A 22816-nucleotide genomic window follows, 5' to 3' on the forward strand; every position below is an offset into this window, starting at 1 on the left:
CCCTTTCGGCATTCGAACTGCCGTACTTTAGTGCGGTGTTGTCCGGTTTTGTCGACGGTTCTGTCACAGCGGTGAGCGGGGTGAAGCGGGCGGGAATGGCGGGGTCATGAACCACAACACACCGCTGTCCCCCCGTCCCCTCCACCACCTCTCGGACGCCCGCCGCCGGGTCCTGACGACGCATCAGCTGCGTGACCACGGCGTGACGGCGGCCCAGACCGCCGAGCGCTGCCGGGCCGGGGGCCCCTGGCAGCGGATGCTGCCGGGCGTGCACCTGCTGCACCCGGGCCCCCCGACCGGCGAGGAGCGGCTGTACGCGGCGCTGCTGTACACCGCGAGCCGCGGCCACGCGGGCGGTGACGGATCAGCGGGGGACGGCCCGTACGGCGGGGCGATGATCACCGGGCTCGCGGCCCTCGCCCTGCACCACTTCTCCTCCGCTCCCCCGCTGGCCTCCCTCGACCGCATCGACGTCCTCGTGCCGCGCGCCCGGCGCTCCACCGGCTTCGTGCGCTTCGTCCGCGCCCATCCCCTCCCGTCGCCGCAGGAACGCGCCGGGATGCCCATCGCCCCGGTCGCCCGGGCGCTGGCCGACGCGGTCGCCCGGCTCTCCGACGCGGTGACGGTGCGCGCGCTGCTCACCGAGTCCGTGCGCCGGGGGCACTGCGACGCCGCGGCCGTGGTCACGGAGCTGAGCGGGGCCCGGCTGCTGTCCCGGCCGCATGTCGTCGACGCCGTGGACGCGCTGCTCGCCGAGGGGAGGGCCATCGCCGAGGGACGGCTGTACGACATGGTGCGCGGCTACGACCTGCCCGAGCCGCTGTGGAACGTCGAGCTGCGGCTGCCGGGCGGGCCCGCGCTCGGCGGGGTGGACGCGTACTGGCGGGACCAGGGCGTCGCGCTGGAGATCGACGCCCGGGCACCGCGCCACGGCGGGCCGGTCCCGGGCACCGCCCAGGCCCGGCGGCGCGAGCATCTGGAGGGGATGGGCATCACGGTCGTGCGCGTCACGCCCAAGCGGCTCCGGGAGGGCCTGAAGGAGCAGGCCGCGGTGGTCCGTACGGCGCTGATCGCGTCGGCCGACCGCGGTCCGGCCCCCCATGTGATGCTCCTGCCGCGCTGATCCTCAACCCCCCGTCGGGGCTTCAGGGCTTGCGCAGCAGCAGCTCGGTGTTGCGGTCGTCCGGGTCACCGGCGAGGGTCTGGCTGGCGCCGGGCGCGTTGAAGGCCAGTTCGCGGTAGAGCGCGGCGAGTCCGGTCTGCGACAGGTCCTCGAAGTCGGTGCGGCGCGGGGCGGCCGCCTCGATGAGCGTGGTGAACAGGGACAGCGTGCCGTCGTGGTTGTCCACGACCTCGATGACCCGGGCCAGTTGGGGGAAGTCGACGTGGGAGGCGGTGGTGATCTCCCAGAAGGTGTCGTGCGGCGTGATCTCGTTCTGGTGGCTGTGGCCGTTGATCCAGGCCAGCACGTGGGGGTTGCTCTGGAAGAGGGAGACCACCTCGTCGCCGCCGTGCCGGGCCTCGCCGGGGCGGGAGGGGTCGGCGTTCATGTTGTTCATGCTGTCGCTGTAGTGGTGGCTGTAGACGATGACGTAGTCGTCCTTGTGCTCCTTCAGCGTCCTCTCCAGCCACTTCAGCTGGGCGGTGCCGATCGAGCCGGTGTAGTGGCCGCCCGGGTCGGTGGTGTCCAGGCTGATGCCGACGACGTTCTCGGAGATCCGGAACGAGTAGTAGAGGGTGCCCTCTTCGAGGTTGTCCTTGGTGTAGCCGTGACCGACCGGGCCCGGCCCGGCGGCCAGCGGGTCGAGGTGCGCGGCGAGGTACTCCCGCTGGGTGAACGGCGCGCGGCGCTCGTCCGGGGTGACCGTGCGCATCTCCTTGGCGTGCGCCTCCACCACTGCCTTCATGTCGACGCCCTTGGGGTCGACGCCCTTGCGCTGGCCCTTGTAGATCGCCGCGGCCTCGTCGCCCGGGATGAGCTGGAGCTTCCGCTTGCCGGTCGCGATGTCCGCGAGGTAGTCGGCGCCGAACGAGTAGACGCCGCCCGCCAGATCGTCGTGGTTGCCGACGGTCGAGTACCACGGCAGCCGCAGCCCGGGGCTGTTGACGGTGCGCAGGGCGGCGTCGAGGAAGCCCTCGATGCGCGGGAAGCCGAGCTGCTTGTCGGAGTCGCGCAGCTCCTGCTCGGGGTGCCAGAACTCCTTGAGCCCGCTGTTCTGCACGCCCTCGTAGTGACGCGGATCGCCGGTGTTGGGGGTGATCCGGCCGCCGTTCATGGCGGTGAGGAACCAGTCCAGCTCGATCTTCGCGTTGTTGTCGGTGTTGTCGCCGGTGGTCATCACGAAGGAGAGCGGGGCGCCGGTGGCCGGGCCGCCGCGCAGCCCGTTGACCCGCTCGATGAGGGAGGCGAGGCCCACGACGGTGAGCGCCTCGTGGGGGCGCCAGGCGCCGGTGCGCCCGGAGCGCAGGAACTCGTAGCGCAGCGGGTGCTGAACGTCCGAAAGGTGCATGTCCGTCAACTGCACGAACGAGGCGAGGGCGGTGCGCCGGTCCTCCCGGCCCGCCTTGGCGCCGGTGATGTCGGTGCGTATCCGGCGGTCCCAGGCCGGGCCGTCGCCGAGGCGCCGGTAGCCCTCGGTGCCGGTGATCGGCGCGGAGAAAGTCTCCAGCGTGGTACCGGCGTTCGAGGGGGCGGCGGGCGCCTGGGCCACCCTGCGTCCCACGGTGCGTGCCGTGGCGGGCTGCGAGGCCCGTGCCGATCCGCTGCCGGGCCCGAAGGCGATGCCGAGGCCTGCCGTGGCGCCGGTGGCTGCCGCGGCGGTGAGAAAGGTGCGACGGTCGAGCGCGGCGACCGCGGAGGCGGCGGACCGTATGCGGGACATGCGCGATCTCTCCCCGAGTGATTCGCGAAGCGGGTGGACAGCGGCGGCTGTCCTCACCTCGGATCGTTGGCATCGGGGATGGCCTGGGAGTGAACGACGTGGCAACGCCGGTCGCCGATCTCCTCACGACGATCTTCGTGAAGAAAACGGCCATCACGCCCTCGTGAACAGGAATTCTTCCGCTCACTTCGTGTTCACTCGCGCGGGAAGCCCGGGGAATCCCGACCAGTGCGACATTGGTCACGGAAGGGTTACGGCGATGCCTGAGACACTGGCCGGAAGGGTAGGGGCCGCTGAGAGACACGACCAAGGAAAAGGGTTCATATGAGGATCGGAATTGTCGGAGCGACCGGCCAGGTCGGCGGAGTGATGCGGAGGATACTCGCCGAGCGCGACTTCCCCGCCGACCAGCTGAGGCTGTTCGCATCCGCCCGTTCCGCAGGGCGCACGCTCCCCTGGGGCGGCACCGAGGTCACCGTCGAGGACGCGGCCACGGCCGACTACTCCGGCCTGGACATCGTGCTGTTCTCGGCGGGCGGCGCCACCTCCCGCGCGCTGGCCGAGAAGGTCGCCTCGCAGGGCCCGGTCGTGATCGACAACTCGTCCGCCTGGCGCATGGACCCCGACGTTCCGCTGGTCGTCTCCGAGGTCAACCCGCATGCGGCGGTGCAGCGCCCCAAGGGCATCATCGCCAACCCGAACTGCACCACCATGGCCGCCATGCCGGTGCTGCGCCCGCTGCACCGGGAGGCGGGGCTGACCGCCCTGGTCGCCACCACCTACCAGGCCGTCTCCGGCTCCGGGCTCTCCGGCGTCGCCGAGCTGGACAACCAGCTCCGCAAGGGCGCCGAGCGCGCGGCCGAGCTGACCCACGACGGTACGGCGGTCGACCTCCCCGAGCCGGAGGTCTACGCCCGCCCGATCGCCTACAACGTGCTCCCGCTGGCCGGGAAGATCGTCGAGGACGGCCGGCTGGAGACCGACGAGGAGCAGAAGCTCCGCAACGAGAGCCGCAAGATCCTGGAGATCCCGGACCTGAAGGTCTCCGGCACCTGCGTCCGGGTCCCGGTCTTCACCGGCCACTCGCTCCAGGTGAACGCCCGCTTCGAGCGTCCGATCAGCGTGGAGCGCGCCGTGGAGCTGCTGGCCGGCGCCCCGGGCGTGGCCCTCAGCGACATCCCGACCCCGCTCCAGGCCGCGGGCCAGGACCCGAGCTTCGTGGGCCGGATCCGGGTGGACGAGACGGTCGAGAACGGTCTCGCGCTGTTCCTGTCCAACGACAACCTGCGCAAGGGTGCGGCGCTGAACGCGGTGCAGATCGCCGAGCTGGTGGCGGCCGACCTGAGCTGACGCCCACGCCTGCCCGGAGGGGGAGCGGCCGCGGCCGCTCCCCCCTCGGCGTTTCCCGGGTCAGTCCCCCTTTCCGCAGGCCGTGCCGTCACGGTTGCGGTCGAGCCGGTGGCGGTCACGGCCGTGGGTCTTCAGGGCGCCGTATCCCCGCGTGAGCAGCCACTCGCACCGGTCGGCCCCGGCCACGCCCCGGGGGAACGTCCACGGCACACACTGGGCGCCCGTGCCGTAGGTGTGATCGCATCCGTCGTACCCCTCGGCCAGGGTCGTCCCCTTGGCGCGCCGCTGCTTCTTCGCGTGGGGCGCGGCGGACAGATCGTCGGCGAACGGCTGGGTGTGCGCCTCGGCCGCCGTCTCCCCGCCGATGTGCACCCAGCGGGAGGCCGACGGAACGCCGTCGGCGCCCACCACGGAGAGCATGTACCAGCCGGGCGGTGCGAGGTTGGGGTTGCTGGTGAGGTTGAGGTCGACGGTGTTGTCGCTGCCCACAGTCATCGGCAGGTCGACGTAGCGCTGGTTGGGGTCGGAGGAGTGGGTGACGGCCGCGGGCCTGATCAGCGACGCCTTGGTCACCGGCCGGTCCACGGTGATGCGCTGGGCCGAGCCGTACGCCCACTCCCCGGAGGCGACCGAGGTGATGCGCGGCCGGGCCCCGCGGAAGAGGTACGGCGGCTCGTAGAGCGAGATCCGGCGGTCGAAGGAGCCGTCGCCGGGGTTGTCGCCGACGCTCAGCACCCGCCCGTCGGGCAGCAGCAGCGACGAGGAGTGGTAGGTGCGCGGGACCGGATCGGTGGCCAGACCGGGTTCGAAGGCGCCCGAGGCGGGGTTGAACAGCGAGGCCTCGAAGACCGGCTTCTCCCGGTAGGTGTGCAGGGCGCCGCCGGTCTCCAGGACCTTGCCGTCCGGCAGGATCACGGTGGAGACGTAGACCTTGCCCTCCTCGCCCTTCTGCGCGGTGCCGTCCTCGTAGTGCCCCTGCGGGAGGTCGGGGCCCGGAACATACCCCGGGTCACCGTCCTTGAGGTCGGTGAGGCGATGGGCGTTCTCGGTGATGGTGTGGTTGCCGCCGCCGACGGTGAGCACCCGCTGATCCTGCGCCGGGGGCAGCAGTACGCTCATCGACTCGTCGCGCTCATCCTTGCGCCGCAGACCCGGTACGTCGGTGATGGTGCCCTGGTCGTAGTCGTAGAGGGAGGCGCCGGTGCCGGGCAGTCCGTTGCCGAAGACATGGCTGCCGGTGTAGAAGAGGCGGCCGTCCTGGAGCAGGATCATCGCCGGGTACAGCCCCCAGAAGCTCCAGGTCTGCTTCGCGCAGCAGCCCTTCCAGGCGCCGGTGGTGTGGTCGAACCGCTCGTTGACGACCGTGCCGTTGGCGGTTTCGTCGAGGCCGCCGAAGGAGGTGACGTCGCCGTTGCCCATGGCGGTGGCCGAGGGGTACCAGTGTCCGGCGATCATGTCGTTGGTGCGGGTGTAGCGGTTGGTCGCGGGGTCGAAGACGTAACTGGTCTTGAGGCCCTTGTAGCTGATGCTGCCGTCGAGCGCCGCGTAGTCCTTGTTGCCGCCCATCACCAGGACGCGGCCGTCGGGCAGTTGGACGTGCCCGGCGCAGAAGAAGTCGTCCGGGGTGGGCACGTCGGCGCCCGCGCCGACGGCGGCCTCGGCGGCGCAGTCGTCGAGGGCATCGCCCGCACCGCCGCGCCCTGGGTCGTCGTCATGGACGCCGACCTCCAGCACCCGCCGGAGCTGCTGCCCGAGCTCCTCGCCGCGGGCCGCCGCTCAGGGGCCGAACTGGTCGTCGCCAGCCGGTACGCGGCCGGGGGCAGCCGCTGGGGACTGGCCGGGCGCTATCGGCAGGCGGTCTCCCGCGCCTCCACCACGGCCGCCAAGGCGCTGTTCCCGCGCGCCCTGCGCGGTGTCTCCGACCCCATGAGCGGCTTCTTCGCGATCCGCCGGGACGCCGTCGCCCGGGGCGCGGAGGACGGCGGGCTGCGGCCACTGGGCTACAAGATCCTGCTGGAGCTGGCCGTGCGCTGTCGGCCCCGCGGGGTCGCCGAGGTCCCCTTCGACTTCGGCGAGCGCCACGCGGGCGAGTCCAAGTCCACCGTCCGCGAGCGGATGCGCTTCCTGCGCCACCTCGCCCAGCTGCGCGCCGGCGGCGACGCCCGGCTCAGGCTGCTCGCCTTCGCCCTCATCGGCGCCTCCGGCTTCCTGCCCAACCTGGCCGTGCTGTGGCTGCTCACCGGTCCGGCCGGGATGACTTACGTACCGGCCGAGATCCTCGCCAACCAGGCCGGGCTGCTGTGGAACTTCGCCCTCGTCGACACCCTGCTCCACCACCGCCACCGGGCGGAGCGGACGCGCGCCGCCCGGCTCACCGGTTTCGCGCTGCTCGGCAACGCCGACCTCGTGGCCCTCATCCCGCTGACGATGTTGCTCGTCTCCACGTTCGGCCTGTCCCCGCTGCCCGCGACGGCCGTGAGCCTGGTCGCGGTGTTCATCCTGCGCTTCCTGCTGGTGGACAAGCTGGTGTACCGGCGCTGACCGGCTCCGACGTGCGAGGATGGCAATCCGCCTGACGCATGGCGTACCGCACATACCGCACATGACGAACGGGAGAGAGCCGACGTGCCTGGTACCAACCTCACCCGGGAGGAAGCGCAAGAGCGAGCGCGCCTCCTGACCGTGGACGCGTACGAGATCGAGCTGGACCTGAGCGGCGCGCAGGAGGGCGGCACCTACCGCTCGGTGACCTCGGTGCGCTTCGACGCCGCCGAGGCGGGTGCGTCCTCGTTCATCGACCTGGTGGCGCCCGCCGTGCACGAGGTGCTCCTCAACGGGGACACCCTGGACCCCGCCGAGGTCTTCCAGGACTCGCGGATCGCGCTGCCGTCGCTGCTGGCCGGGCGCAACGAGCTGCGGGTCGTGGCCGACTGCGCGTACACCAACACCGGTGAGGGGCTGCACCGCTTCGTCGACCCGGTCGACCAGCAGGCGTACCTCTACACGCAGTTCGAGGTGCCGGACGCCCGCCGGGTGTACGCGAGCTTCGAGCAGCCGGACCTGAAGGCCACCTTCCAGTTCACCGTGACCGCGCCGGAGGGCTGGACGGTGATCTCCAACTCGCCGACGCCCGAGCCCAAGGACAACGTCTGGCGCTTCGAGCCGACGCCGCGCATCTCGACGTACGTCACCGCGCTCATCGTCGGCCCGTACCACAGCGTGCACAGCAGCTGGGACGGCGGCGACGGCCGGTCGGTGCCGCTCGGCATCTACTGCCGCCCCTCGCTCGCCGAGTTCCTCGACTCGGACGCCATCTTCGCGGTGACGCGGCAGGGCTTCGACTGGTTCGAGGAGAAGTTCGACTACGCGTACCCGTTCGCCAAGTACGACCAGCTCTTCGTGCCGGAGTTCAACGCGGGCGCGATGGAGAACGCGGGCGCGGTCACCATCCGCGACCAGTACGTCTTCCGCTCCAAGGTGACGGACGCGGCGTACGAGGTGCGCGCCGAGACCATCCTCCACGAGCTGGCCCACATGTGGTTCGGCGACCTGGTCACCATGGAGTGGTGGAACGACCTGTGGCTGAACGAGTCGTTCGCCACCTACACCTCCATCGCCTGCCAGGCGTACGCGCCGGGCAGCAAGTGGCCGCACTCGTGGACCACCTTCGCCAACTCCATGAAGACCTGGGCCTACCGGCAGGACCAGCTGCCGTCCACCCACCCGATCATGGCCGAGATCAACGACCTGGACGACGTCCTGGTCAACTTCGACGGCATCACGTACGCCAAGGGCGCGAGCGTGCTCAAGCAGCTCGTCGCGTACGTCGGCATCGACGAGTTCTTCCGCGGCGTGCAGGCGTACTTCAAGCGCCACGCCTACAAGAACACCCGGCTCACCGATCTGCTCGGCGCGCTGGAGGAGACCAGCGGACGGGACCTCAAGACCTGGTCGAAGGCGTGGCTGGAGACCGCGGGCATCAACGTGCTGCGCCCGGAGATCGCGACGGACGCCTCCGGCACCATCACCTCCTTCGCGATCCGGCAGGAGGCCCCCGCGCTGCCGACCGGCGCCAAGGGTGAGCCGACGCTGCGGCCGCACCGCATCGCGATCGGGATGTACGACCTCGACGCGACCGGCAAGCTGGTCCGTTCCGAGCGGATCGAGCTGGACGTGGACGGCGAGCTGACCGAGGTGCCCGGCCTGGTCGGCACGAAGCGGTCCGCCGTCATCCTGCTCAACGACGACGACCTCTCGTACGCCAAGGTCCGGCTCGACGCCGACTCCCTGGCCGTCGTCACCGACCACCTGGGCGACTTCGAGGCGTCCCTGCCGCGGGCCCTGTCCTGGGCCTCCGCCTGGGACATGACCCGGGACGGCGAACTGGCCACCCGCGACTACCTGGCGCTCGTGCTGTCCGGCGTGGCCAAGGAGTCGGACATCGGCGTGGTGCAGTCGCTGCACCGCCAGGTGAAGCTCGCGCTCGAGCTGTACGCCGCGCCCGACTGGCGTGAGACCGGACTCGCCCAGTGGACCGACGCCACGCTGGAGCACCTGCGCGCCGCCGCCCCCGGCAGCGACCACCAGCTCGCCTGGGCCCGCGCCTTCGCCGCGACGGCCCGCACCGACGCCCAGCTCGACCTGCTCGCCGGGCTGCTCGACGGCAGCGAGACGATCGAGGGCCTGGCCGTCGACACCGAGCTGCGCTGGGCGCTGGTGGAGCGGCTCGCCGCCACCGGGCGCGCCGACGAGGCCGAGATCGCCGCCGAGCTGGAGCGCGACAAGACGTCGGCCGGTGAGCGGCACGCCGCCACCGCGCGGGCCGCGCGGCCGACCGAGGCCGCCAAGGCGGAGGCGTGGGCGTCGGTCGTCGAGGGCGACAAGCTGCCGAACGCGGTGCAGGAGGCCGTGATCGGAGGGTTCGTCCAGACCGATCAGCGGGAGCTGCTGGCCCCCTACGCCGAGAAGTACTTCGCGGCGGTCAAGGACGTCTGGAACAGCCGCAGCCATGAGATGGCGCAGCAGATCGCGGTGGGGCTGTACCCGGCGCTCCAGGTGTCCCAGGAGACGCTGGACGCCACCGATGCGTGGCTGGCCTCCGCCGAGCCCAGTGCGGCGCTGCGGCGGCTGGTGACCGAGTCGCGGGCGGGTGTCGAGCGCGCCCTCAAGGCCCGCGCGGCGGACGCGGCGGCTGGCTGACCCTGTTGTGGGCAGTCGTTCCGCGGGGCGGAACGGGTGGGCACAGCCCACCCACCGCCCCGCGGACGGCAACGAAAGCTCAGCCCGCGTACGGCCGCCAGGGCTTCGTAACCGGTTAGTTGCGGCCCAGCTCCGTGAGGACTTCCGCCAGTTCTCGGCGAGGGTCGGGGAGGGCCTGGCGGGACATGGGGCCGTAGTCGCGCAGGACCTGGGGGTGGCGTTCGACGGCCGTACGCAGCCACCGCTCGGCCTCCTCCGGACGGCCGAGCCCCCGCACGGCCTTGGCCAGCCAGTACGCGGCCTCCGCGTGGCCGCCGTCGTGGGCGGTGTGCAGCAGCGGTACGGCGTCGGCGTGGGCGCCGCGGCGGACCATGCTGCGGCCCGCGAGGAAGGCGGGCGGTACGAGGCCGGTGCGGGCGGCGCGGACGTACCAGCGCTCGGCCTGCTGCGGATCGCCGCCGCGCTCCTCTGAGGTCCAGCCGAGCCACCACGCGGCGCCCCCGTGGCCGAGCCCGGCCGCGCGGTGGAACCAGATCTCGGCGGTGCGCCGGTCCCCGGCCTCGTCGTGGATGCGGCCGATGTCGTACGCGGCGGAGGCGTCGCCCTCGCCCGCGGCGGGTTCGTAGTACGGCACCATGAGCGTGCCCTTGGCGCCGCCCGACCGGTACAGCATCCGGCCGAGGGCGAGGAGGGCGCGCGGGGTGCCCGCCTTGCGGTACCACTCGGCGGCCTCGGGGAGCCGGTGGATGTGGTCGAGGGCCTCGGCGTAGGCGTACCAGGCGTCGGGCCCGCCGTCCCGGGCGCGGGCGCGCAGCCCGGGGAGGCGGTCGCGCCACTGGGCGGAGCCCTGCCGCGCGGGGTCGGCGCGGATGGCGGCGACGTCCTCCAGGGCTCTGATGACCCGTTCCTCGCTCTCCGAGAACGGGTCCCAGTTCTCCGGGTCGATGCCGGTGGACAGCAGCCACTCCTCGGCCTCGTCCAGCCGCCGCTGGCGGGTGCACAGCACGCCCAGGTTGTAGCAGGCCCAGAAGTGGCCGCCGTCGGCGTCGTCGGCCGTGCGGTACCAGGTCTCCGCGGCCCGCAGCTCGCCGCGTTCCTCGGCCCAGACGCCGAGCACGAACGCGGCGCCGTCGTAGCCGAGTTCATGGGCGCGCTCGACCAGGGCGCGGGCCTCGTCCCGGCGGGCGGCGTCGCGGGAGACGAAGATGGCCTGGTCGACCAGGGCCTTGACGCTGCCGACCGCGGCGGCGCGGGCGTACAGCGCCTCGGCTTCGGCGACCAGGTGCGGATAGGTGTCGTACATCCCCTGCCGGTCGGGGTCGAGGAGCGCCCGCAGCGCCTCGTACGCGGCCTCGGGGTCGCCCGCGGCCTCCGCCGCGGCGAGGGCGTCGTGCCAGCCCGCCAGCTCGTCGAGGAGGTCCTCGATCACCTTGCGGGTGCGGGTGGCGACGTCGTCGCCCTCGGCGGACGCCTCGGCCAGCCGCTCCAGGGCGGTGTTCCACTCGCCCCGGGCGGCCAGCATCATGGCGCCGTTGGTCGTACAGGAGACGCTGCCGAGCGCGGCGCCGCGCCCGTACCACTCCTCGGCGCCGACCGGGTCGCCCGCCTCCTGGAGGAGCCGGGCGAGCCCGAAGGCGCAGCCGCCGTCGCGGTCGGCGGCGGTGCGGTACCACCGTTCGGCCTCGGCGAAGTCGCCGCGGTCCTTGTGGCATATCGCGAGGGTGCGCGAGGCGTCCGCGTCACCGGCGTCGGCCGCCCTGGCCCACCAGGGCAGGGCCTCGTCCAACTGCCCGCGCTCGGTGAGGAGTTCGGCGTACGAGCGGTAGGCGCCCGACTCCCCGGCCGCCGCCGCGGCCCGCAACTCGGCTGCCACGTCACGGTGGTCACCGGGGGTGTCCTCGGGTGCCGCGCCGGACGTCCCGTGCGAAGGATGATCGACCATCACCCGATGGTGCCAGAGTGATCAATCCCGTTCGGCACGGGCCCTGCGCCGGGCCAGCAGCGCCTCGCGGCGCTCGTCGAACTTGGTGGCCTGGTCGTCGAGTCCGCCCATGTACAGGCCCAGTTCCTCCTGCGCCTTGAGGCCCTCCGGGCCGAGCCCGCCGATCTGGAGCACCTTGAGGAAGCGCAGCACCGGCTGGAGGACGTCGTCGTGGTGGATGCGCAGGTTGTAGATGCCGCCGATCGCTATCTGCGCGGCGGCGCGCTCGAAGCCGGGCATGCCGTGGCCGGGCATGCGGAAGTTGACGACGACGTCGCGGACGGCGCACATGGTCTGGTCCGGCGCCAGCTCGAACGCCTTCGACAGCAGGTTCCGGTAGAAGATCATGTGCAGGTTCTCATCGGTGGCGATGCGCGCCAGCATCCGGTCGCAGACCGGGTCGCCGGAGTGGTGGCCGGTGTTGCGGTGCGAGATGCGGGTGGCCAGCTCCTGGAAGGCGACGTAGGCCACCGTGTGCAGCATGCTGTGGTTGTTGTCGGACTCGAAGCCCTCACCCATGTGCGTCATGCGGAACCGCTCCAGCTGCACCGGGTCGACGGCGCGGCTGGTGAGCAGGTAGTCGCGCATGACGATGCCGTGCCGACCCTCCTCCGCGGTCCAGCGGTGCACCCAGGTGCCCCAGGCGCCGTCGCGGCCGAAGAGGGTCGCGATCTCGTGGTGGTAGCTGGGGAGGTTGTCCTCGGTGAGGAGGTTCACCACGAGCGCGATGCGGCCGACATCGCTGACCTTGGACTGGTCGGGGGCCCAGGCTTCGCCGCCCATCACCCCGTCGAAGTTGCGGCCGTCGCTCCACGGCACGTACTCGTGGGGCATCCATTCCTTGGCGACCTTCAGGTGCCGGTTCAGCTCGGTCTCGACGACCTCTTCGAGTGCGTACAGGAGCTGGGTATCGCTCCACACGGCCTGACCGTTGCGGCTGGAGGGGGCGAGGGTCACTGCGAAGCTCCTGGGGACGGGTACAAGGGGCATTACCTACGGCTCCGTAGGTTACGACACCGTAGGTTAAAGCGAAAATAAACCGCTCCGGTCCCGCGCGTTTCGGCCGCGGATACAGGAGCGGATACGGGAGAGGTTGCCCACATACGACGAGGGCGCCCCCGGCCTGTTCGGCCAGGGGCGCCCTCGCAGCGCCGTTCAGCGCTTTCGTCTCTCGTTCGCCCGTCGTCAGTCGGTGGTCTGCTGACCGGACTTCTTGTCTCCCAGCATGACGAGGCCCGCGATCACCAGGAACAGGAGGATCGGGGCGACGACGAAGAGGCCCAGCGTCTCGGCGACGCTCAGGCCCGGACCCGGGTCGTCACCGTCGTCGCGGGTGAGCGCGAACGCGGGGGACGACATCAGCTGCATCGCCGTCGTCGCGGCGATGACGGCACCGGCGCGCACGGCGTTCTTTTTGACCTTGTTGCTCACACGCTCAAGCTATCGGACGCCCGTGGGTGGCGCGTGCGCGGGGTGGCCTTTAAGGCCCTTCCTGGAGTTTCTGCGCCCGGTGGACGGTCACCGACAGCAGCCGCGGCGTCGCACGCGACTCCTGGACCCGCACCCGCACCGCGTCGGCGGTCACGGCCTGGGGCAGCGCCAGGATGCGGCGCGCGCCGATGGTGGTGCCGGAGGCGATGTCCCGCCAGGTTCCCGCGGTACGCGCCTGCACGGTGAACGCCTCGACCCGCTGCCCGTACCGGATGTCCTCGCCGACCCGCACCCGGTCGAACGTCACCGGCCCGTCGCCGATCGGCAGGCCGGAGCCGTACGTGTTCGCCACGGCCGTGCCGAAGGCGGTGAGCGAGGCGACGTCGGCGCCGTCGATCCGGCCGTTCTTCGCGGGCGGCACGTTGAGCAGCAGCGAGGCGTTGCGGCCCACGCTGCGCTCGTACAGCGACATCAGCTGCGCGGCCGTCTTGGGGCGCTCGGCGGGGTGGTGGAACCAGCCGGGGCGCAGCGAGACGTCCGCCTCGGCCGGATACCACTGGAGGTACTTCACACCGGGGGCGGTCAGCTTCGCGCGCGAGCCGATGTCGGCGTCGGTCGAGTCGTTGGGCAGCCCTCCGCCGATCACGGTCCAGGGGTCGACGGCGGACGGGGTCACCGACCACTCCGTCTCGCGGGCGACACCGCTCTCGTTGCCCACCCAGCGCACGCCCTGGGCGCCCTGGAAGACGACGCTGTCCGGGGAGAGGGCGCGGATCAGCCGGAACCAGTTGGTGACGTTGTACTTCTGCGTGATCCCGGCGCCCGACCAGGGGTTCGCACCGTCCAGCCAGAACTCGTCGACGGGGCCGTACTGGGTGAGGACCTCGTAGATCTGGTTGAGGTAGTACGCGTCGTAGTCGTCGGCCGTGAAGCGGAAGCTGGGCAGCTTGCCGGAGGCCACGTCGGCGGCGCGGTCGTCGCCGGGCACGAGGGCGGGGACGGTGCGCTCGGTGGGCGTGCTGCCGTTGCCGTACCGCCCCTCGCCCGCGGGCGCGCGGCCCGCGTCCTCCAGCGCCATGCGCTCCGGCAGCGACAACTGCTCGCCGTTCGCCTGCTTCTCCTTGACCTGCTCCACCCACTGGGCGTGCCAGGCGTGCGGCAGCTCGGCCCCGTCGGCGGGCGACAGGTACACCCCGACCTTCAGCCCCGCCGCCCGTGCCGCCTTCACATACGCCCCGAGCACGTCCCCGTCCGGGTTCTTGCCGCCGGGGCCGCGGGTCCACCAGGGGCTGGCGGCCACGTCGTGGTCCGTGTAGCGGCTGGGGTAGAGCGTGAAGCCGTCGTGGTGCTTGGCGGTCAGCATGACCTGCCGGGCCCCGGCCGCCTTGTACGTGCGCATCCACTGGTCGAAGTCGAGCGCGGCGGGGTCGAACAGCTTCTCGTCCTCGGTGCCGGAGCCCCATTCGCGGTTGGTGAAGGTGTTCATGCCGAAGTGGGTGAAGGCGGTGACCTCCCGCTGCTGCCAGGCGAGCTGGCCGGGGGTGGGGACCGTGTGGACGGCCTTGTCGAGGATGCGGGCGGGGGTGTCGCAGACCTCGATGACGTGCTGTGATGCGTCGGCGATGGGGGCCTCGCAGGTGTCCTGGGCGGCGGCGCCGCCCGTGGGTATCAGTGTCGCTGCGGCGGCCATGGTGGCGAGGGCGAGGGTGCGGAGTCTTCGGGCGGGTCGTCGTCCGGACATGGGTCCCCTCCGGTATGCGGTTGTGTCCATGACAGCAATCCCCCACCCCGCCCCTCCCCGAAACCGTGGGCCGGCCGCCGGGCGGGGTCCGGGGGCTTGCCCCGCTCGAGGGCCCGGTTCGGGGCTACTAGGGGGCCTTGGGCAGGGTTGCCATCAGGGCGTGGAGGCGGGGCGAGGCCGCCAGGGCCTCCAGGGTCATCGGCCTGCCCGCCGCGTCGGCGATCGGCAACCGCCAGTTCGGGTACTGGTCCCACGTACCCGGCAGGTTCTGCGGCCGCCGGTCCCCCACCGCGTCCGGGAGCCACACGCCCACCATCCGCGCGGGCGTCCGCAGCAGGAAGCGGTGGACGGCCCTGATCGCGGCCTCCTCGTCGCCCGGGCCCTCCGGCAGCAGGCCCAGCCGTCCCAGCAGCTCCGTCCACTCGGCGACGTCGGCCGCCTCCGCGGCCCGCTCGGCGGCGAGCGGGCGGGTGAGCAGGCCCAGGCGGTGGCGCAGGGCGACGTGGTCGCCCGTGAGCCGGGCCGCGGTGCTGGGGAGGTCGTGCGTGGTGGCGGTGGCCAGGCAGTCGGCGCGCCATTCCTCGGGAGTGAGGGGACGGGCCACGCCGCCGCCGTTCCAGTCGCGCTCGAACCACAGCACCGACGTCCCGAGCACTCCCCGACCGGCCAGGGTCTCCCGTACGCCGGGTTCGACGGTCCCCAGGTCCTCCCCTATGACGGCGGCCCCGGCCCGGTGGGCCTCCAGGGCGAGCACGCCGAGCATCGCGTCCGCGTCGTACCGCACGTACGTGCCCTCGGTCGGCGGGCGGCCCTCCGGGACCCACCACAGCCGGAACAGGCCCATCACATGGTCGATGCGCAGCGCGCCCGCGTGCCGCAGCAGGCCGCGCAGCAGCTCGCGGTAGGGGGCGTAGCCGGTGGCGGCGAGGGTGTCGGGGCGCCAGGGCGGGAGGCCCCAGTCCTGGCCGCGGGAGTTGAAGGCGTCCGGGGGCGCGCCGATGGACATGCCGGAGGCGAAGACGTCCTGGAGGGCCCAGGCGTCGGCGCCGGAGGGGTGCACCCCGACGGCGAGGTCGTGCACCAGCCCGATGCCCATGCCCGCGTCGAGCGCCGCGCGCTGGGCGGCGGCGAGCTGGTCGTCGGTGAGCCAGGCGAGCCAGGAGTGGAAGTCGGCGCGGTCCAGGTGCTCGCCGCGGGCGCGGGCGGTGCGGGTGGAGTGCGGGTCGGCCAGGCCGTCGGGCCAGCTGCGCCAGTCGGTGCCGTACGTCTCGGCGAGGGCGCACCACAGCGCGTGGTCCTCCAGGGCCTGGCCGCGTTCGGCGAGGAAGTCGCAGTAGGCGGCGCGGCGGCCGAGGCTGAGGGGGACGGCCCGCACCAGTTCCAGCGCTTCGCGCTTGAGGGCCCAGACCGCGTCCCGGTCGATGAGGGCGCCGTCGCGCAGGACGGACGTACGGAGCGCGGCCGCGGCCTCCAGCAGCCGGTCGGCCCGCTCGCGGGCGGCGCCGCCGAGGTGGGCGTATTCGGGCACGTTCTCGACCCGCAGGTGGACGGGGTCGGGGAAGCGGCGCGAGGAGGGGCGGTAGGGGGAGGGGTCGGTGGGGGCGGCGGGGGTGCCGGGTACCGCCGAGTGCAGCGGGTTGAGCTGGATGAATCCCGTACCGAAGGCGCGCCCGGACCAGGCGGCGAGGTCGGCCAGGTCGCCGAGGTCGCCCATGCCCCAGGAGCGGGCGGACAGCAGCGAGTAGAGCTGGACGAGGAAGCCGTGGCTGCGGGCCGGGGGCGACGGCATCCGGTCGGGGGCCACGATGAGGGCGGCGGTGGCGGTGCGGCCGTCGGGGGCGCGCGCGGTGAGGGTGTGCGTACCCAGGGGTAAGGGCGTGTCCGTGAGCGAACCCGTGCCCAGGGGTGCGTCCGTGCCCAGGGGCGCCCCCGTACCCGGAGGTAATAACGGGCGCGCGGCGGCCGCAGGCCCCCACCCGCGTGGCGCGCCGTCCTCGGTGCGCACGCGCAGCTCCGTGCCGTCGGGCAGGGCCTCGGCCAGGCCGTCGGGCAGGGCCTGGCGCGGCGTTCCGCCGGGGCGCAGGACCACGCAGGGGGGCAGCAGCCGGTCGCGCTGTCGGCGTTCGTGCCGGTCCAGCGCGTCTTTCACTGATCGGGGGGTGGAGGCGTCCACGCCCAGCGCGGCGAGTACGGCTACGACGGTGTCCTCGGGCACCTGGACGGTGCGGCCCGGGGCGGGCTCGTAAGAGGTGGCGACACCGTGCAGCTCGGCGAGCCGCGCTCTGCCCATCAGTACTCCATCGGCTCCATGGCTGCGTCCGCGCCGGTGCCGGCGGCGGTCGGCTCACTGGTCAGGGGGCGTTCGGTGGCGAGCGGGGGCTCGCTGGTCAGGGGGATGTTGTCGGCGAGTGGGGGTTCGCTGGTGAGGGGTGCCTCGGTGGCGACACCGGACCCGAAGCCGTCCAGTCCGCACAGTCCGCAGTCGGGGTCGGAGACACCGGCGAACGGATCAGGCTCGCGCACGGCTTCGGGCACGGGTTTGGACAGGGCAGTAGGGAGAAGAGCTGACGCGGCCACACGGACCTCCGTGGGGTGTCGGCAGTGTGTCAATGACGAGCCCTACCCACTCAATCCGGCCGCAGACGTAAACGACACCCGGACGTGCCGTACGTCACACCCGCGGGACAGGCGATTTCGCGGCCGGGAGGGGTCGGGAACACAGAGCTTACGGACAGGGCCCGCCTTCATCCGTCAGACTTGCGGGGGCGACACGACGGCGCGCAGGGGGGCGACCCACGGGGAGGGCACATCCGTCGGCACCACCGCGGTTGCGGCAATGCCGACAGTTCGGTCATGCGCGTTGACACCTCACCGGCGTGCTGGTGGGCTCGTCGCCGATTGGCGCCTTTTGCGGCCGATACGACGGGGCCAGCTATCTGAATCGAGGAGACGCCCGTGCACTTCCGGGGGAAGAGGCCGAGGGCAGTGGGGGCGACGGCCATGGCGGCCGCGGTCATCGGCGGGTTGCTCGGCGGCGCCCAGGGGGCGAGCGCCGCGCCCGTGGATCCCGGCACGCCCGGGGCCTCCACACCGGACCGGAACAGCACCGGAGACGTGCCGCCCGTCTGGCCGCGGCCCCAGTCGCTGCGCACACAGGGGACGGATGTGGCGATATCCGGCGAAGCCACGCTCATCGCGGACGGCGACGCCGATCCGTACGCGCTGGACGCGCTGCGCGCCCTGCTGCACGACGCGGGGGTGCGTACGGTCAGCGAGGCCACCCCGGAGGGCAAGCCCCCGGCGCGCGGGCTCGTGGTGCACGCCGGAGGCAAGGGCGCACAGAGCGCGTTGCGGGCGCTGCGGGCGCCGGAGCGCGGGGATCTTCCGTCCGGCGGCTACCGGCTGGCCAGCGGCCGGGTGGACGGGCGCGCCACGGTCGCGCTGGACGGGGTCGGGCCGGACGGCCTCTTCCACGCCGTCCAGACGCTGCGCCAGCTGCTCGTCCAGCGGACCGGGCAGGACACCAAGTCCTTCGCCGGGGTCACCGTCCGCGACTGGCCCGGTACGGCGGTCCGCGGCACCACCGAGGGCTTCTACGGCTCCCCCTGGTCGCAGCGGGACCGGCTGGCCCAGCTCGACTTCATGGGCCGCACCAAGCAGAACCGCTACCTCTACGCGCCCGGCGACGACCCGTACCGCCAGGCCCGCTGGCGCGATCCGTACCCCGCGGAGCGGCGCGAGGAGTTCCGCGAGCTGGCCACCCGCGCCCGCGCCAACCATGTGACCCTCGGCTGGGCGGTCTCCCCCGGCCAGGAGATGTGCTTCTCCTCCGACAGCGACCTGAAGGCGCTGCTGAAGAAGGTCGACGCCATGTGGGCGCTGGGGGTGCGCTCCTTCCAGCTCCAGTTCCAGGACGTCAGCTACAGCGAGTGGCACTGCGGCAAGGACGCCGACGCCTTCGGCTCCGGTCCCGAGGCGGCAGCGAAGGCGCAGGCCAAGATGGCCAACGCGGTCGCCCGCCACCTCGCCGGGCGGCACCCGGACGCGGCCCCGCTGTCGCTGATGCCGACCGAGTACTTCCAGGACGGCGACACCGAGTTCCGGCGCGCGCTGGCCGCCGAACTCGACACCGCCGTCGAGGTGGCCTGGACCGGCGTCGGGGTGGTGCCCAGGACGATCACCGGCGGTGAGCTGGCCGACGCCCGGGCCGCCTTCGGCCACCGGCTGGTCACCATGGACAACTACCCGGTCAACGACTACGCCCAGGACCGGATCTTCCTCGGCCCTTACACCGGCCGGGACCCGGCCGTGGCCACCCAGTCCGCCGCCCTGCTGGCCAACGCCATGGAGCAGCCGACCGCGTCCCGCATCCCGCTGTTCACGGCGGCCGACTTCGCCTGGAACCCGCGCGGCTACCGCCCCCAGGAGTCCTGGCAGGCGGCCATCGATGACCTCGCCGGGCCGGACGACAAGACCCGCGCGGCGCTGCACGCGCTCGCCGGGAACGACGCGTCCTCGGTGCTCGGAGGCGACGAGTCCGCGTATCTGCGGCCCCTGACCGAGGCCTTCTGGTCGGCGGCCGGCCGTACGGACGTGGGGCGGCTGGACCGGGCCGCGGACCGGCTGCGCGCGGCGTTCGCCACGATGCGCGACGCCCCCGCGCGGCTGTCCGGGACGCTGGGCGACGACGTACGGCCCTGGCTGGACCAGCTCGGGCGCTACGGCGACGCGGGCGTACAGGCCGTGGACATGCTCACCGCCCAGGCGCACGGCGACGGCGACCGGGCCTGGACCGCCCGGCTGGCGGTCGAGGGACTGCGCGAGAAGATCGCGGACAGCCGGGTCACGGTGGGCAAGGACGTGCTGGACCCCTTCCTGAAGAAGGCGCTGGCCCAGGCGGACGACTGGTCCGGCGTGAAGCGGTCGGGCAAGGAGAAGCTCCGCACCCGCGAGGCCGACCACGCGGCCGCCGACGGCAAGGCGACCACCACGGTGGCCTCCCCCGGCAAGCCGGTCACCGTGCGCTTCGGCCGCACCCGCCCGCTGGCCTCGGTCTCCGCGCTCACCGGGCGGTCCGCGGACGGCTCGGGCACCGTCGAGGCCCATGTGCCGGGCGAGGGCTGGCGCAGGCTCGGCGCGCTGGCCGCCGACGGCTTCACCCAGGTCGGCGGCAAGGGCATACGCGCCGACGCGGTGCGGCTGAGCTGGGCGGCGGGCACCACCCCGTCCACCGTGCACGAGATCACCCCCTGGTTCGCCGACACCCCGGCCGCCGAGCTACGGCTGTCACGTCAATCGGTGGACGCCGAGGTCGGCGGCCGGTCCGCGACCGTCCGGGCCGAGCTGACCTCCCTGCGCCCCGGCGATGTGAACGACGACCTCACGTTGCGCGCCCCGCACGGCATCACGGCCCGGGCCCCCGAGGGGGTGACGGCCCCGCGCGGGGCGACGGCGACGGCCCGGATCGAGATCTCGGTCGACGAGGACACCAAGCCGGGCACGTACGCCGTCCCGGTCCGCTTCGGGTCGGAGCAGCGCATGCTGACCGTCCGGGCCCTGCCGCGCACCGGCGGCCCCGACCTGGCCCGCGCGAAGGGCACGAAGGCGACCTCGTCCGGCGACGAGACCCCCGATTTCCCGGCGTCCGCGGCCATCGACGGCGACTCGGGGACCCGCTGGTCCTCCCCCGCCGAGGACGGCGCCTGGCTCCAGCTCGAACTGGCCCGCCCGGCCCACGTCGGGCGGCTCGATCTGCGCTGGCAGGACGCGTACGCCTCGCGCTACCGGGTCCAGGTCTCGGCCGACGGACGCACCTGGCGTACGGCGGCGACCGTCAACGACGGCCAGGGCGGCCGGGAGATGGTGGGGCTGGACGCCCCGGACACCCGGTTCGTCCGGATCCAGGGCATCGAGCGCGGCACCCGCTTCGGCTACTCGCTCTGGTCGGTCGCGGCGTACGCGGTGGAGGAGACCAAGGGCAAGAAGCCGGGCAACGGCTAGCCCGCACCGAGGTGCCCCTTCGGCTCATCTGGCGAAGGGGCACCTCGGAGGCGAAGCGAGCCTCAAAAATGCTTCAGCCCGGGTCTCAGGCAGTTTTGCTGCCGTCGATCCGGGCCATCGCGTCGTCCGCGCCGAATGCCTCCAGGTATGGCAGCCAGCGCGGGTCCCTATGGCCGGTGCCGATGATGCGCCAGGCGAGGCCGGACGGCGGCGCGGGTTGATGACGCAGCCGCCAGCCGATCTCGGCGACGTGCCGGTCGGCTTTGACGTGGTTGCACCTGCGGCAGGCGGCGACCACGTTTTCCCAGGTGTGCTGCCCGCCACGGCTGCGCGGGATGACGTGATCGACGCTGGTTGCGACGCCACCGCAATAGGCGCATCTACCGCCGTCGCGGGCAAACAGGGCGCGGCGGGTGAGCGGGACGGGCCCGCGAAAGGGCACCCTCACGAAGCGCTTCAGCCTGACGACGCTGGGAGCGGGGATCGCGCGGGTTGCGCTGTGCATCAGGGCGCCTGAGTCCTCGAGGCTGATGGCCTTGTCGTTGAGGACGAGAATGAGCGCGCGACGGAGCGGTACGACGCCGAGCGGCTCGTACGACGCGTTGAGGACCAGGACGTGCGGCACGGATGCCTCCTTGTACGCCGGCGGCGCGTGGCTCGCGCCGGGACGATCTCACCCAGTTTCCCCTGAACCCTGGCCGGAACGCCACTATCACCGGGTTAACGGTTGAGAGGCATTTCCGCGTACCGGGCGTATACGGCCCGCACACACTGCACACGGGGCCTTCAGAACTTCGTGGAGTGGCAAGAATCACGGCTCCGGCGGGCCCGGATCCGATCTTGCGGCCGTCCGGAAGAAGGCGCGGCGGCGGAAACCGCGAGCTGAGGCCGTTGGGCCTGCTTTCGTGCGCCCCCTGGGCGCGCTCGCGCGCTGTCGAACACAGGAACGGCGGTTTCCCGCGCCCGGCTACTGTGTGAAGGAATTGCGCGTGCGCCCATCCGCGCGGGCATGCCGTACACCGAAGGGTTTCCGCTGTGTTCTGGTCCGCTGCTCTGGCCGCTGACTCGACGCCTCGTCCCACGACCCCGACGACCTTGGACGATGCGCACAGGAGCGCCACCAACGCCGCGGGCTGGGTGGAGGAGAACTGGTCCACCTGGCTCAGCGTCGGGCTGCGCATAGCCCTGATCCTGCTGATCGCGTTCGTGCTCCGGTCCGTCGTACGGCGGGGGATCACCAAGCTGATAGAGCGCATGAACCGCACGGCCCAGGCCGTGAACGGCACCGCGCTCGGCGGGCTGCTGGTCAACGTCGAACGGCGGCGGCAGCGGTCCGCGGCCATCGGCTCGGTGCTGCGCTCGGTCGCCTCGTTCGCGATCATGGGAACCGCGGGGCTGATGATCCTCTCCGCCCTCCAGATCAACCTGGCGCCGCTGCTCGCGAGCGCCGGTGTGGCGGGTGTGGCGATCGGTTTCGGCGCCCGCAACCTGGTCACCGACTTCCTTTCCGGCGTCTTCATGATCCTTGAGGACCAGTACGGGGTGGGCGACTCGATCGACGCGGGGGTGGCCTCCGGCGAGGTGATCGAGGTCGGCCTGCGGGTCACCAAGCTGCGCGGGGACAACGGGGAGATCTGGTACGTCCGCAATGGCGAGGTCAAGCGGATCGGCAACCTCAGCCAGGGCTGGGCCACGGCCGGGGTGGACGTCCAGGTCCGCGCCGACGAGGACCTGGACCGGGTCCGCGAGGTGATCAACCAGGTCGGCGTGGACATGGGCAAGGACGAGCCGTGGAACGAGCGGCTGTGGGAGCCGATCGAGGTGCTGGGGCTCAGCGCGGTCTACCTCGACTCCATGGTCGTCCAGGTGTCGGCGCGGACCATGCCGGGCAAGGCGCTCGGCGTCGAGCGCGAGCTGCGCTGGCGGATCAAGAAGGCGCTGAACGAGGCGGGCATCCAGCTGGTCGGCCACCCGCCCGAGGCGAACCTGGCGACCGAGGCGGCCGACGGGTCGGCGGGCATGAACGCGCCGTCCGCGCTGGCCAACCCGGACTCGCCGCAGTCCGTGGCGGCCAGCCCCCTCGCACCGCCGCCAGCCGCGTCCCCTCCCGCCCCCACGAAGTGACGGGAGCGGGCGGCAGCTGAAGGGAGCGAGACCCCGGCGCCCCGCGGATGGTCGGTCACGTCGTGGTACGGGGCGGTGCCGTACCGGCCGTACAGCGACGGGTTGGCG

14 protein-coding genes and 1 pseudogene are annotated in these 22816 nt (G+C 72.5%); 6 read left to right on the top strand and 9 right to left on the bottom strand.

The window, feature by feature from the left end; translation table 11 throughout:
* Positions 1–106 precede the first annotated feature (106 nt).
* Positions 107–1123, top strand: a complete 1017-nt coding sequence (locus HYQ63_RS15080) for a hypothetical protein (protein ID WP_179934287.1) — start codon at positions 107–109, stop codon at positions 1121–1123.
* A 22-nt stretch (positions 1124–1145) separates the two neighbouring features.
* On the opposite strand, the gene HYQ63_RS15085 is transcribed toward HYQ63_RS15080, so the two are convergent.
* Positions 1146–2882: a TIGR03767 family metallophosphoesterase gene (locus HYQ63_RS15085; RefSeq protein ID WP_179934288.1), complete on the bottom strand. Its 1737-nt coding sequence runs from the start codon at positions 2880–2882 to the stop codon at positions 1146–1148.
* Positions 2883–3206: 324 nt separating this feature from the next.
* Here HYQ63_RS15085 and HYQ63_RS15090 point away from each other — a divergent pair, with 324 nt between their 5' ends.
* Entirely contained in the window at positions 3207–4232 is a 1026-nt protein-coding gene (locus tag HYQ63_RS15090; protein WP_179934289.1) for an aspartate-semialdehyde dehydrogenase, read from the top strand.
* 60 nt (positions 4233–4292) lie between these two features.
* On the opposite strand, the gene HYQ63_RS15095 is transcribed toward HYQ63_RS15090, so the two are convergent.
* Positions 4293–5798, bottom strand: a complete 1506-nt coding sequence (locus tag HYQ63_RS15095; RefSeq protein ID WP_179940107.1) for a galactose oxidase early set domain-containing protein — start codon at positions 5796–5798, stop codon at positions 4293–4295.
* An 84-nt stretch (positions 5799–5882) separates the two neighbouring features.
* Here HYQ63_RS15095 and HYQ63_RS15100 point away from each other — a divergent pair.
* A pseudogene (locus HYQ63_RS15100) lies at positions 5883–6773 on the top strand (GtrA family protein); the annotation flags it as partial.
* An 84-nt stretch (positions 6774–6857) separates the two neighbouring features.
* Positions 6858–9431, top strand: coding sequence for an aminopeptidase N (gene pepN / locus HYQ63_RS15105; protein WP_179934290.1), 2574 nt, complete (start codon positions 6858–6860; stop codon positions 9429–9431).
* A gap of 115 nt (positions 9432–9546) precedes the next feature.
* On the opposite strand, the gene HYQ63_RS15110 is transcribed toward pepN, so the two are convergent.
* From HYQ63_RS15110 to HYQ63_RS15135, 6 genes are all read right to left on the bottom strand, one after another.
* Positions 9547–11373 carry a tetratricopeptide repeat protein gene (locus HYQ63_RS15110; RefSeq protein WP_257231860.1) on the bottom strand — a complete coding sequence of 609 codons (1827 nt, stop codon included), beginning with the start codon at positions 11371–11373 and terminating at the stop codon, positions 9547–9549.
* A gap of 21 nt (positions 11374–11394) precedes the next feature.
* On the bottom strand, positions 11395–12369 hold the full coding sequence (locus HYQ63_RS15115) for an acyl-ACP desaturase (RefSeq protein ID WP_123104883.1): 975 nt from the start codon (positions 12367–12369) through the stop codon (positions 11395–11397).
* A 228-nt stretch (positions 12370–12597) separates the two neighbouring features.
* A complete protein-coding gene (locus HYQ63_RS15120) occupies positions 12598–12843 on the bottom strand; it encodes a hypothetical protein (RefSeq protein ID WP_009717902.1) in 246 nt (81 codons plus the stop codon).
* 49 nt (positions 12844–12892) lie between these two features.
* Positions 12893–14584 carry an alpha-L-fucosidase gene (locus HYQ63_RS15125; protein WP_257231861.1) on the bottom strand — a complete coding sequence of 564 codons (1692 nt, stop codon included), beginning with the start codon at positions 14582–14584 and terminating at the stop codon, positions 12893–12895.
* 127 nt (positions 14585–14711) lie between these two features.
* Complete coding sequence (gene malQ, locus HYQ63_RS15130) at positions 14712–16874, bottom strand: 4-alpha-glucanotransferase (RefSeq protein ID WP_179934293.1); 2163 nt, start codon at positions 16872–16874, stop codon at positions 14712–14714.
* Entirely contained in the window at positions 16874–17161 is a 288-nt protein-coding gene (locus tag HYQ63_RS15135) for a hypothetical protein (protein ID WP_179934294.1), read from the bottom strand. The genes malQ and HYQ63_RS15135 overlap by 1 nt, the downstream gene beginning before the upstream one ends.
* A gap of 423 nt (positions 17162–17584) precedes the next feature.
* Between HYQ63_RS15135 and HYQ63_RS15140 the strand changes: the two genes are divergently transcribed.
* Entirely contained in the window at positions 17585–20584 is a 3000-nt protein-coding gene (locus HYQ63_RS15140; protein WP_179934295.1) for a beta-N-acetylglucosaminidase domain-containing protein, read from the top strand.
* Between the two features lie 85 nt (positions 20585–20669).
* On the opposite strand, the gene HYQ63_RS15145 is transcribed toward HYQ63_RS15140, so the two are convergent.
* A complete protein-coding gene (locus tag HYQ63_RS15145) occupies positions 20670–21209 on the bottom strand; it encodes an HNH endonuclease (RefSeq protein WP_009717897.1) in 540 nt (179 codons plus the stop codon).
* A 410-nt stretch (positions 21210–21619) separates the two neighbouring features.
* Here HYQ63_RS15145 and HYQ63_RS15150 point away from each other — a divergent pair, with 410 nt between their 5' ends.
* Positions 21620–22708, top strand: coding sequence for a mechanosensitive ion channel family protein (locus HYQ63_RS15150; protein WP_179934296.1), 1089 nt, complete (start codon positions 21620–21622; stop codon positions 22706–22708).
* Positions 22709–22816: the final 108 nt, after the last annotated feature.

This window comes from Streptomyces sp. Rer75, from assembly GCF_013414305.1.
GTDB lineage: Bacteria > Actinomycetota > Actinomycetes > Streptomycetales > Streptomycetaceae > Streptomyces > Streptomyces himastatinicus.